At 73.3% G+C, this 10,431-nt stretch carries 13 protein-coding genes; 4 read left to right on the forward strand and 9 right to left on the reverse strand.

Annotation, left to right across the window (positions count from 1 at the left end; translation table 11 throughout):
- Window positions 1–45: 45 nt before the first annotated feature.
- The 3 genes from BLW17_RS05270 to BLW17_RS05280 are packed head-to-tail and all read left to right on the forward strand — an operon-like array spanning window position 46 to window position 1,966.
- Window positions 46–501, forward strand: a complete 456-nt coding sequence (locus BLW17_RS05270; RefSeq protein WP_036733533.1) for a RidA family protein — start codon at window positions 46–48, stop codon at window positions 499–501.
- Window positions 501–1,253, forward strand: coding sequence for a glycerophosphodiester phosphodiesterase family protein (locus BLW17_RS05275; protein ID WP_036733530.1), 753 nt, complete (start codon window positions 501–503; stop codon window positions 1,251–1,253). The genes BLW17_RS05270 and BLW17_RS05275 overlap by 1 nt, the downstream gene beginning before the upstream one ends.
- Window positions 1,241–1,966, forward strand: coding sequence for an SDR family oxidoreductase (locus BLW17_RS05280; RefSeq protein WP_036733527.1), 726 nt, complete (start codon window positions 1,241–1,243; stop codon window positions 1,964–1,966). The genes BLW17_RS05275 and BLW17_RS05280 overlap by 13 nt, the downstream gene beginning before the upstream one ends.
- A 3-nt stretch (window positions 1,967–1,969) precedes the next feature.
- Here the strand turns inward: BLW17_RS05280 and BLW17_RS05285 are convergent, their stop codons facing one another.
- Window positions 1,970–2,434 carry a PTS sugar transporter subunit IIA gene (locus tag BLW17_RS05285; RefSeq protein ID WP_036709739.1) on the reverse strand — a complete coding sequence of 155 codons (465 nt, stop codon included), beginning with the start codon at window positions 2,432–2,434 and terminating at the stop codon, window positions 1,970–1,972.
- Between the two features lie 153 nt (window positions 2,435–2,587).
- Window positions 2,588–3,169 carry a ribosome hibernation-promoting factor, HPF/YfiA family gene (gene hpf / locus BLW17_RS05290; protein ID WP_036704273.1) on the reverse strand — a complete coding sequence of 194 codons (582 nt, stop codon included), beginning with the start codon at window positions 3,167–3,169 and terminating at the stop codon, window positions 2,588–2,590.
- 291 nt (window positions 3,170–3,460) lie between these two features.
- On the opposite strand from hpf, the gene BLW17_RS05295 reads away from it, so the two are divergent.
- Complete coding sequence (locus BLW17_RS05295; RefSeq protein WP_036733525.1) at window positions 3,461–4,384, forward strand: hypothetical protein; 924 nt, start codon at window positions 3,461–3,463, stop codon at window positions 4,382–4,384.
- A 63-nt stretch (window positions 4,385–4,447) separates the two neighbouring features.
- On the opposite strand, the gene lptB is transcribed toward BLW17_RS05295, so the two are convergent.
- The 7 genes from lptB to BLW17_RS05330 all read right to left on the reverse strand — a co-directional run bounded on the left by lptB (window position 4,448) and on the right by BLW17_RS05330 (window position 10,270).
- The gene (gene lptB / locus BLW17_RS05300; RefSeq protein ID WP_036733552.1) at window positions 4,448–5,194 is read right to left on the reverse strand and encodes an LPS export ABC transporter ATP-binding protein; all 747 of its coding nucleotides are present in this window, start codon (window positions 5,192–5,194) and stop codon (window positions 4,448–4,450) included.
- Between the two features lie 47 nt (window positions 5,195–5,241).
- The gene (gene lptA, locus BLW17_RS05305; protein WP_052176378.1) at window positions 5,242–5,763 is read right to left on the reverse strand and encodes a lipopolysaccharide transport periplasmic protein LptA; all 522 of its coding nucleotides are present in this window, start codon (window positions 5,761–5,763) and stop codon (window positions 5,242–5,244) included.
- 73 nt (window positions 5,764–5,836) lie between these two features.
- A complete protein-coding gene (locus BLW17_RS05310; RefSeq protein ID WP_052176377.1) occupies window positions 5,837–6,418 on the reverse strand; it encodes a hypothetical protein in 582 nt (193 codons plus the stop codon).
- Window position 6,419: 1 nt separating this feature from the next.
- Entirely contained in the window at window positions 6,420–7,379 is a 960-nt protein-coding gene (locus tag BLW17_RS05315; RefSeq protein WP_036733519.1) for a KpsF/GutQ family sugar-phosphate isomerase, read from the reverse strand.
- Window positions 7,380–7,388: 9 nt separating this feature from the next.
- A complete protein-coding gene (locus tag BLW17_RS05320; RefSeq protein ID WP_036733516.1) occupies window positions 7,389–8,003 on the reverse strand; it encodes a ribonuclease D in 615 nt (204 codons plus the stop codon).
- A 173-nt stretch (window positions 8,004–8,176) separates the two neighbouring features.
- Window positions 8,177–9,100, reverse strand: a complete 924-nt coding sequence (locus BLW17_RS05325) for an SDR family oxidoreductase (protein ID WP_052176376.1) — start codon at window positions 9,098–9,100, stop codon at window positions 8,177–8,179.
- Window positions 9,101–9,190: 90 nt separating this feature from the next.
- Window positions 9,191–10,270, reverse strand: coding sequence for an AI-2E family transporter (locus BLW17_RS05330; RefSeq protein WP_052176375.1), 1,080 nt, complete (start codon window positions 10,268–10,270; stop codon window positions 9,191–9,193).
- Window positions 10,271–10,431: the final 161 nt, after the last annotated feature.

Consider the following 10,431-nt stretch of genomic DNA (forward strand, 5'->3'; position numbering starts at 1 on the left):
GGCGGCTTGCTAGGCTCGCGCCGACCCCAACCGGAGGAGCCCGCGATGTCCATCGACGCCCGCCTGACCGAACTCGGCCTGACCCTGCCCGACGCGCCCGCGCCGGCGGCGAACTATGTGCCCCATGTCCAGTCGGGCAACCTGCTGTTCGCCTCGGGGCAGATCTCCGCGGGCCCGGACGGGCTGATCCGCGGCCGGCTGGGCGAGGACATGGACGTGGCCGCCGGCGCGGCGGCCGCGCGGGCCTGCGGGCTGGCGCTGCTGGCGCAGGCGCGGGCGGCGGCGGGCTCGCTCGACCGGATCGCGCGGGTGGTGAAGCTGACCGGCTTCGTCGCCTCGACGCCCGAGTTCACCGACCAGCCCGAGGTCATCAACGGCTGCTCGGACCTGATGGTCGAGGTCTTCGGCGACCGCGGCCGCCACGCCCGCGCCGCCGTCTCGGCCGCGGCGCTGCCGCGCGGGGTCGCCGTCGAGATCGAGGCGATCTTCGAGCTCGGCTGATGCTGCACCCCGACTTCCTCTCCCGCCCGCTCGCCCATCGCGGGCTGCACGGGCCGGGCGTGCCCGAGAACTCGCTGGCCGCCTTTCGCGCCGCCATCGCCGGCGGCTGGGGGATCGAGCTGGACGTCCAGCCCGCCGAGGACGGCACGCCGCTGGTGTTCCACGACAACGAGCTGACCCGGCTGACGGGCGACGGCGGCGTGGTCGCGGCGCTCTCGGTCGCCGAGGCGGCGGGGCGGCGGCTTCTGGGCACGGCCGAGGGCATCCCGACGCTCGAGGCGGTCCTGGCGCTGGTCGCGGGCCGCGTGCCGGTGCTCATCGAGATCAAGGACCAGTCCGGCGATCTCGGCCCCGACATGGGCGAGCTGCCGCTGGCCGTGGCGGCGCTGGCGACGGACTATGCGGGGCCGCTGGCGGTCATGTCCTTCAACCCCCACGCTGCCGAGATGGTCCACCGCGCCGCCCCCGGCGTGGCCGTCGGGCTGACGAGCTGCGCCTTTCCCGCCGACGACTGGCCGGGTGTGCCGGCTGGACGGCGGGCGGCGCTGGCGCGGCTCGAGGATTTCGACCGGGCGGGTGCGTGTTTCGTCTCGCACGACCGCACGGACCTTGCGAACCCGGCCGTGACCGCGCTGTCGGCGCGCGGGGTGCCGGTGCTCTGCTGGACGGTCCGCTCGGCCGAGCAGGAACAGGCGGCGCGCCGCGTCGCCGGCAACATCACATTCGAGGGCTATACCCCATGCGCACCCTGATTACCGGCGGCACCCGTGGCATCGGTCGGGCCACGGCGCTTGACTGCGCCGCCCGCGGCTGGCCGGTCGCGCTCGGCTATCGCGGCAACGCGGCGGCGGCAGAGGCGGCGCTGGACGCGGTCCGGGCCGCCGGCGGCACCGGCGCAGCGTTCGCCGCCGACGTGGCGGATGCGGGCGAGGTCGCGCGGCTCTTCGATCAGGCCACGGCCGCGATGGGCGGGCTCGACGCGGTGGTGGTCAACGCGGGCATCGTCTTCCCGGTGATGCCGCTGGCCGAGATGGACCCCGACCGGATCGCCCGCATGGTGCAGGTGAACCTGACCGGCGCGCTCTACCAGGCGCGCGAGGTGGCGCGGCGGCTGCCCGAGGGCGGCAGGATCGTCTTCGTCTCGTCGGTGGCGGCCCGGCTCGGCTCGGCCGGGAAATACTTGGACTATGCCGCGACCAAGGGCGGCGTGGACACGCTGACCATCGGGCTTTCGCAGGAACTCGCCCCGCGCCGCATCCGCGTGAACGGCGTCCGCCCCGGCATCATCGACACCGAGATCCACGCCGACGGGGGAGAGCCCGACCGCGTGGCCCAGGTCGGCGCCCGCCTGCCCTTCGGCCGCGCCGGCCAGGCCGAGGAAGTCGCCGCCGCGATCACCTGGCTGATTTCGGACGCGGCGAGCTATGTCTCGGGGGCGATCCTCGACGTGGCCGGGGCGCGCTGAGCCTCAGCCGGCGGCGGTGTCGAGCCCCGCGGCCAGCACCGCGTGCAGCGCCACGGGGTCGTCGTTGGCCCGCAGCTTGGCCCGCAGCTCGGGGTCGCGCAGCGTGCGGCTGACGAGCGCCAGCGCCTTGAGATGCTCGACCCCCGGGCTTTCGGGCGCGAGCAGCGCAAACACCAGATCGACCGGCTGCCGGTCCACCGCGTCGAAGTCGAGCGGCTTTTCCAGCCGCAGGAACAGCCCCGCCACCCGCTCGAGCCCGGCAATCCGCGCGTGCGGCAGCGCCACACCCTGCCCGACGCCGGTCGCGCCCAGGCTCTCGCGTTCCTGCAGCGCGTCGAGCGTCTGCGGCGCGCTGACCCCATAGGCCTGCGCGGCCATGTCGGCGAGGTCGTGGAACAGCCGCTTCTTCGAGGTCGCCTGCGCCTGCGACCGAACCGCCGCGGTGGAAAGAATGTCAGCGATCCGCATCGGTCAACGCCTGCCTCGTGTCGTCCGGCCCATCCGCCGGACCGTCATCCGCGGCGGTCTAGCATCGCAGCGCCCTGCTGCGCCAGCCGCCCCTGCGCCGCGGGCGGCGCGGCGGGGGACGGTGTAGCCCCCGCCGCGCCCCCTGACGCGCCGTCAGGCGAGGTTGCGCGGGTCGATCCAGCCCACGTTGCCGTCGTCGCGGCGGTGGACCACGTTCACCCCGCCGTGCTTCTCGTTGCGGAAGACCAGCATCGGCGCGCCCGCCAGCTCCATCTGCATGACGGCGTCACCGACCGAGAGGGTCGGCACCCTGAGCTCGGTCTCGGCCACGATCAGCGGCTGCAACCCGTCCTCGGCCTGATCCTCCCACGCGTCCTCGTCGGCAGAGAGGACGTAGCTCGGGGCGGCGGCGAAGACGACCGGCTCGGTCCGGTCCTTGTGGTGGTCCTTGAGCCGGCGCTTGTAGCGGCGCAGCTGCTTGTCCATCTTCTCGCGGCACTTCTCGAAGGCCGCGTAGATGTTGTCCGGGTCGGCGGCGCGGGCCTGCACCGTCAACCCCGTCGAGAGATGCACGACCCCGTCGCAGGCGAGGTTGTGGGCGTCACGCGAAAAGATGACCGTGGCGTCGGTGGGCCGCTGCTGGTATTTCTCGAACACCTCCTCCAGCTCGGCCTTGACGTGGGTCATGAGCGCTTCGCCCACGTCGATCTGCTTGCCACTGATCTGATAACGCATGAGTTTTTCCTTTCGGGTTCCCGAATGGCGACCGGCGGCGGCCGGCCGTCGGAGGCGCGGGGAAATACCCGCCCCCTTCCTTCATTTGGGGACAGCCCCGGGATCAAGTCAACGCCCGGCAGGAAACCGCCGGCGCGGGGGCTGTTCGGAACACCGCCGCGCGGCGGGCGGTTTTTCCCCTGATGCGACGGGGTCCGCCCGTCCGGGCGCCGACCCCTTTGGGGCGCGCGCCACGCTGCCACGCCGCGGGGACGCACGTCGCCCCCCCCCGCCATGACAGGAGTCCCACGGATGATCCCCTTCGCGCCGAACCGCCGCCCGCTCACGCCCCGCCAGCCCGCCCGGCTGGCGTTTCCTTTGCTGCTGTCGGGCCTGCTGTTGCCCGGCCTCGCCGGCGCGCAGACCGCCGCGCCGGGCGCTACGACGGGTGACACCGCGCCGCCCGCCGTGACCCTTCCGGCCCCGGCGCAGGGAGGCAGCGCGGGCTCCGGTCCGGCCGCAACCCCTGCACCCGAGGCATCCGCCGCGACGACCGACACCCCCGCGACCGAGGCGCCCGCGGCCGACGCGACAACCCCGGCCACCTCGACCGAGGCGGCCACGGACGGCACCCCGCCCGCCCCGGCAGACGCGACCGCGCCAGAGGCTGCCGCCGACACCGCCTCCGCGACGCCGACCACCGAGCCCACCGCCGCGACCTGCCCCGCCCTCGGCGTCATCGACGCCCAGCAGGCGCAGATCGACAAGGTGCTCGGCCTCGCCAAGGACGGGCTGGTCCCCGACCAGGCGGTGACCACGCTCTACGCCAACCTCGCCCGCGACGCCGATGCGGCGATGAAGGACACGCCCTTCGATGCCGCCTGCTACCGTGCCATCGGCAGCCGCGCCGACCAGCTCGACGAGGCCGACGGCCCGGACCGCAACGAGGCCCGGCTGCTGCACGACCGGGTGACCGCGGCGGTGCGCCGCGAGTGCGAGGCGGTAACCGACGCCGCAGGCCTGACCGCCTGCGTCACCGACGTGACCGAGGGGCTTGGCCACGGCTTCACCGCGCAGACCGTGACCGCGATGATGTCGGCCCTGCCGCTGCGCGAGGTCACGCTGACGGACGAGGAAAGCCGCGCGTTCCTGACGCTGCTGAAGGAGAAGGCCGAGGCCGGGGCGATCCCGGACGGGCAGCGCGCCGACGCCACGCGCAAGCTGCTGGGCCTCTGATCGGGCCTCCGCCCGCCGGGGCGTCACGGGCGCGGGAGGCACGGCGCCCGTGTCACCCCCGCGTCAGCCCATCGAGAAGCCTTCGCCCAGATAGACCTCGCGCACCCGCGGATCGGCCACGATTTCGGAGGTGGTGCCCGACATCAGCACCGCGCCGTCGTGCAGGATATAGGCCCGGTCCACGATCCCCAGCGTCTCGCGGACGTTGTGATCGGTGATCAGCACCCCGATCCCGCGGGTCTTGAGGTCGTGCACCAGCCCCCGGATCTCGCCCACGGCGATCGGATCGACCCCGGCGAACGGCTCGTCCAGCAACAGGAAGGCCGGGTCCGCGGCGAGGCAGCGGGCGATCTCGACCCGCCGCCGCTCACCGCCCGAGAGCGCCAGCGCCGGGGCCTGCCGCAGATGGCCGATCGAGAAATCGCCGAGCAGCTCCTCAAGCCGGTCACGGCGGCGGTGCCGGTCCGGCATCGCCACCTCGAGCACGGCGAGGATGTTCTGCTCGACCGTCAGGCCGCGAAAGATCGACATCTCCTGCGGCAGATAGCCGATCCCGAGCTGCGCGCGCCGGAACATCGGCAGCGCCGAGGCGTCGCGCCCGTCGATCAGAACCCGCCCGGCGTCGGGCATCACCAGCCCGGCGATGCAGTAAAAGCAGGTCGTCTTGCCCGAGCCGTTCGGCCCGAGCAGCGCCACCACCTCGCCCCGCGCCAGCCGCAGCGACACGTCGCGGATCACCGGCTTGTTGCGATAGGACTTGCGCAGCCCCTCGACGTCGAGCCCGTCCTGCCGCCCGTCGCGGGGCGTCATCCGCGCGCCCGACTGCGCGTCCCGCGGCGCCAGCGTCGCGCCCTGCATCAGTTACCGCCGGGTTGCAGGACCGAGCGGACGCGGCCCGCCACATTCGCGGTGCCGTCGGTCAGGTTGACCTCGATCCGGTCGCCGGCGAGCACGCTCTGGCCCTGGGTGACGATGGCGTTGCCGGTCAGCACGATGTTGCCCGAGGGGACGTCATAGACCGCCTCGGCGGCCTCGGCAGCGTCCGGGCCGTTGACGAGCGTGACCTTGCCCTTGGCGTTCAGCGACTGGATCTTCTGCTGCCCGCCGGCCGCATAGGTCACCGTGACCGTCTCGGCCGAAAGCCGCATCTCGCCCTGCCCGATCAGCACGTTGCCGGCGAACGTGGCCTGTCCGGTGGACTGGTCCACGCGCAGGCTGTCGGCGGTAACCTCGACCGGGGCCGAGGTGTCGGCCTTGATGCCGCCGAAGGCCACCGTCTGGGCGGCCGCGGGCAGCGCGCCGAAGGCGGCGGCCAGCACGACGCCGAGCCGCGAGGCACGACGGAAAACGAGGGCGCGGCGGGGCAGGACTGGCAACATTCGTGTCTCCCGAAGCCCCGGGGTGCGGCGGCCTGCGCGGGCGGGACGCTCGCACGGGCGCGCGCAGGCGGGGTCAGGGGCGGTATAGCAGACGCACGCCCCGGTTCAATTCAAGAACCTGTCGGCCCTGCGGGTCGGCGGCATAGACCATGCCGCCCGCGGTCAGCTCGCCGAAGGGCGCGGTCACGGCCACGCCCTCGTCGGCCACCACCCGGCTGGTGCCGGTGTCGGCGGCGATCCGCGGCGCGGTCAGCCGCCAGCCCGAGGACAGCGCCATGTCCACGTCGCCCGACAGCGTGATCGCCGGCCCCGCCTGCGCGGCCTCGGCGGCGGTCACCCGCGCCTCGACCCCGTCCCGCGCCCGCCAGTCGAGCGCCACCTGCTGCGCCCGCCCGTCCGAACCGGAGGGGTCGGCGCGCGCGGCCGTCACCGTGACCGTCGCCCCGTCCGGGGTGACGGTGGAATACTCGGGCGCGGTGATGCCGGGGCTGCGGGCCAGATCCTCGATCCGGCCCTCGGCATAGGGGATGCGCGCCTCGGGGTCGGGCGAGCGGCCGAGCAGAAACAGCACCGACAGGATCGCCAGCGCCACCAGCGGCAGGATCACCCGCAGCCAGCGGACGATCCGGGTGCGGCGGCCCAGCGCGCCGGGCATCTCAGACCATCCCGGCGCGCAGGCAGTCGTGGATGTGCAGGATGCCGGCCGGGCGGCCGTCCTCCTCGACCGCGAAGAGGCAGGTGATCTTGCGCGCCTGCATCTCGGCCAGCGCCGCCTCGGCCAGCGCGCCGGGGGCGATGGTGCGCGGCGCGCGGGTCATCACCTCGGCGGCCGAGTGGGTCAGCAGCCCGTCCATGTGCCGCCGCAGGTCGCCGTCGGTGATGATCCCGACCAACCGCCCGTCCGGGCCGGTCACGCCGGTCACGCCGAAGCCCCGCGCGCTGATCGTCAGCAGCGCCTCGGCCATCGGCGCCGCTTCGGGGACCAGCGGCATGTCGTCGTGCATCAGGTCGCCCACCCGCGCCAACCGCGCCCCCAGCTTGCCGCCGGGGTGGAAGTTGCGGAAATGCTCGGGCGTGAACTTGCGGTGCGCCATCAGCGCCACGGCGAGCGCGTCGCCCAGCGCCAGCGTCATGGTGGTCGAGGTGGTGGGCACGATGCCGGTGCCGCACGCCTCCTCGGCCGCGGGCAGCAGCAGCGCCACGTCCGACTGTCGCAGCAGGGTCGAGCCGTCGCGCCCGGCCACCCCGATCAGCGGGATCTGGAAGCGGCGGGTGTGGGCCACGATGTCGGCGATCTCGGGCGTCTCGCCCGAGTTCGACAGCACCAGCACCACGTCGCCGCGCGTCACCATCCCCAGGTCGCCGTGGCTCGCCTCGGCGGGGTGGACGAACTGCGCCGGCGTCCCGGTCGAGGCGAGCGTCGCCGCGATCTTGCGCCCGACATGGCCCGACTTGCCCATGCCCGAGACGACCACCCGGCCGGTGGCGTCGAGGATCAGCCGCAGCGCCGCGTCGAAGGGCGCGGCCAGCGGGCCGGTCAGCGCCGACTCAAGGGCGGCGAGCCCGGCGGCCTCGGTGCGGATCACCCGGCGGGCGGTATCGAGATGCGTTTCCATCGGCCCGATCTAGTGATGGAAGATGTCGCGTTCATCCCCCCAGCCCAGCAGGTCCAGCCGCGCCCGGGTGGGAAGGAAGTCGAAACAGGCCTGTGCCAGCTCGCTGCGCCCCTCGCGCGCCAGCCGCGCCTCGAGCGCGGCCTTGAGCGGGTGCAGGTGCAGCACGTCCGACGCGGCATAGTCGAGCTGCGCCTGCGTCAGCACCTCGGCGCCCCAGTCGCTCGTCTGCTGCTGCTTGCTGACATCGACGCCCACGAGGTCGTTGAGCAGGTATTTCAGCCCGTGCCGGTCGGTGAAGGTCCGCACCAGCTTGGACGCGACCTTGGTGCACCACACCGGCGCGGTCGAGACGCCGAACGCACGCTCGAGCGCCGCGATATCGAAGCGGGCGAAGTGAAAGAGCTTGAGCACCGCCGGATCGGCCAGCATCCGGGTCAGGTTCGGGGCGTCAGACTGCCCCTGCGCGATCTGCACCAGATGCGCGTCCCCGTCGCCGCCGCTCATCTGCACGAGGCACAGCCGGTCGCGCCGCGGGTCGAGGCCCATCGTCTCGGTGTCGATGGCCACCACCGGCCCGAGGTCGAGCCCGTCCGGCAGGTCGCGGTGATAGAGATGGATGGTCATGGGGGCGTCCCTTGCAGCGCTCAAGCCCCGCCTTTGCCCCCGCGAGGGCCCCGCGTCAACTCGGGCCCGCCCCCCGGACGCCGTCATGGGCAGGGCACCGCCGGGCCGGGGTATCCGGGCCAGAAGGGAGCGGGGACGTCCCTGCGGCCAAGCCACCCGGCGGAGAGCCCCCCTCAGCCCCCGGTACCGCTGCCGCCGGTGGCGGCGTAGCACTCACCGGTGATGTAGCTGGCCTCGTCCGAGGCGAGCAGCACGTAGATCGGCGCGATCTCGACCGGCTGGCCGGGGCGGCCGAGCGGGCTGTCGGCGCCGAACTCGGGCAGCTTCTCCTTGAACTGCCCGCCCGAGACCTGCAGCGCGGTCCAGAACGGCCCCGGCGCCACGGCGTTCACCCGGATGCCCCTGGGGGCGAGCTGCTTGGCCAGCGCCTGCGCAAAGGCGCGGTTGGCGGCCTTGGTCTGGGCATAGTCGAAGAGATGCGCCGAGGGCGAGAACGCCTGCACCGACGAGGTGATGATGATCGAGGCCCCGCGCTTCAGCGACGGCAGCGCCTGCTGGGCCATCCAGAACGGCGCGTAGATGTTGGTCTTGATCGTGGCGTCGAACGCGTCCGAGGTGATGTCGGCGATCGACTCCTCGGCCTGCTGGCGGCCGGCGTTCAGGACCAGCACCTCGAGCCCGCCGAGCCCCTTCACCGCATCATCGACCACCTGGCGGGCGGCGGATTCGTCGCGGAGGTCCGCGGGCAGGGAGAGCGCCTTGCGCCCCTCGGCCTCGATCAGGGCGATGACGGACTGCGCGTCGGACTCCTCGTCCGGGTGATAGCTGATCGCCACGTCCGCGCCCTCGCGCGCGAAGGCGATCGCCGCCGCCCGGCCGATGCCGCTGTCGGCGCCGGTGATCAGCGCGCGCTTGCCGGTCAGGCGGCCGTGGCCCTGGTAGCTCGTCTCGCCGTGGTCGGGCAGCGGGTCCATCTTCTCGGCCAGCCCCGGCCAGGGCTGCTGGTCGTCGGAATAGGGGTTGAGCGGCAGCCGCGGGTCGCGGATCGCGCCCGAGCGATGCGGCGGCAGGACGGGCTTTGCGTCGTCAGAGGACATGGCGGCGATCCTTTCGCGGTGGGTCGGTTGCGCCGGGCCAACGCCCCCGCCCCGGCCCCGTTCCGCAGGCCAACCTTTGTCAGGCGCGCCTCAGTCCACCCGCGGCGGCGGCGGGGTGGCGGGGGTGCGGCGGCGGCGGATCGCGGCGCGGTACTCGGCGTCGAAGTAGCGCACCACCACCCCCAGCGCCGCCGCCAGCGGCACCGCGAGCAGCAGCCCGGCAAAGCCGAAGAGCGCGCCGCCCACCGCGAGCGCCAGCAGCAGCCCCACCGGGTGCAGCTTGACGCTGTCGCCGACGATCCGGGGGGTGACGATGTTGCCCTCGATCAGCTGGCCGAGGACGAACACCACCGCGACCCCGGCGACCCGCCACCAGTCGCCCCAGAACTGCACCACCGCCACCCCGGTGGCCAGCAGGAACCCCGAGAACGAGCCGAGATAGGGGATGAAGTTCAGCACCCCCGAGGTGATGCCGATCAGAAGCCCGTAGTTCAGCCCCATCGCCATAAGCACCGTGGAATAGAACGTGGCCAGCAGCGCCCCCACGATCATCTGCCCGCGCACGAAGCCGGTCAGCACGTCGTCGATGTCGCGGGCAATGCGGCGGATGGTCGGCGCCCGCTCGGGCGGCAGGCGGCGGTTGACCCCGGCCACCAGCCGGTCCCAGTCATAGAGCAGATAGATCGCCACCGCCGGCGTCGCGATGAAGACGAAGATCGTCCCCACCGCGCTGATGACAGTGGACAGCGTCCCGCCCAGCATCCCCAGCGCTGTCTGGCGCAGCCGCTCGAACGCGTCGGTGATGATGATCCTGAGGAAGCTGCCGTCCTCCATCAGCTCGGGGAAGCGCTCGTTCAGCAGATCGAAGCCCATCCGCACCGTGTGCGGCAGCGCCTCGACCGCCTGGCGGAGCTGGATGAGCAGCGCGGGCAAGAGCCACAGTGCGGCCGCTCCCAGCGCCGCGAAGATGGTCAGCGCGATCACGCCCACCGCCCAGCGCCGCCCGAAGCCCAGCCGCTCGAGCCGGTCGGCCACGGGGTCGAGGAAATAGGCGATGGCGGTGCCCAGCACGAAGGGGGTCAGCACGCCGCTGACCCGGCTGACCAGCCAGACGAGAAGGGCGATCCCGAGGATCGCCCAGATCGTGCGCGGCCTGACCATCACCAGCATCTGACGCCCCCTCGGATCGGCGGAACGCTAGCCCAGCGCCTCGGGCCGGGCAACGGGGGACCGGGGGGGCCGGGGCCGTCCGGGGTCACCCGACCGGCCCGCCCGGGGTCTCTCTGGCCCCAGGACCCATCGGCCCGGCCACGCCGCCGCCCCGTTGCCGG

The sequence above is a fragment of the Paracoccus sanguinis genome (assembly GCF_900106665.1).
Lineage (GTDB): Bacteria > Pseudomonadota > Alphaproteobacteria > Rhodobacterales > Rhodobacteraceae > Paracoccus > Paracoccus panacisoli.

Coding starts and splice junctions, on each gene's coding strand:
- BLW17_RS05270 (WP_036733533.1), top strand. CDS start 46: ATGTCCATCGACGCCCGCCTGACCGAACTCGGCCTGACCCTGCCCGAC.
- BLW17_RS05275 (WP_036733530.1), top strand. CDS start 501: ATGCTGCACCCCGACTTCCTCTCCCGCCCGCTCGCCCATCGCGGGCTG.
- BLW17_RS05280 (WP_036733527.1), top strand. CDS start 1,241: ATGCGCACCCTGATTACCGGCGGCACCCGTGGCATCGGTCGGGCCACG.
- BLW17_RS05285 (WP_036709739.1), bottom strand. CDS start 2,434: ATGCGGATCGCTGACATTCTTTCCACCGCGGCGGTTCGGTCGCAGGCG.
- hpf (WP_036704273.1), bottom strand. CDS start 3,169: ATGCGTTATCAGATCAGTGGCAAGCAGATCGACGTGGGCGAAGCGCTC.
- BLW17_RS05295 (WP_036733525.1), top strand. CDS start 3,461: ATGATCCCCTTCGCGCCGAACCGCCGCCCGCTCACGCCCCGCCAGCCC.
- lptB (WP_036733552.1), bottom strand. CDS start 5,194: ATGACGCCCCGCGACGGGCGGCAGGACGGGCTCGACGTCGAGGGGCTG.
- lptA (WP_052176378.1), bottom strand. CDS start 5,763: ATGTTGCCAGTCCTGCCCCGCCGCGCCCTCGTTTTCCGTCGTGCCTCG.
- BLW17_RS05310 (WP_052176377.1), bottom strand. CDS start 6,418: ATGCCCGGCGCGCTGGGCCGCCGCACCCGGATCGTCCGCTGGCTGCGG.
- BLW17_RS05315 (WP_036733519.1), bottom strand. CDS start 7,379: ATGGAAACGCATCTCGATACCGCCCGCCGGGTGATCCGCACCGAGGCC.
- BLW17_RS05320 (WP_036733516.1), bottom strand. CDS start 8,003: ATGACCATCCATCTCTATCACCGCGACCTGCCGGACGGGCTCGACCTC.
- BLW17_RS05325 (WP_052176376.1), bottom strand. CDS start 9,100: ATGTCCTCTGACGACGCAAAGCCCGTCCTGCCGCCGCATCGCTCGGGC.
- BLW17_RS05330 (WP_052176375.1), bottom strand. CDS start 10,270: ATGCTGGTGATGGTCAGGCCGCGCACGATCTGGGCGATCCTCGGGATC.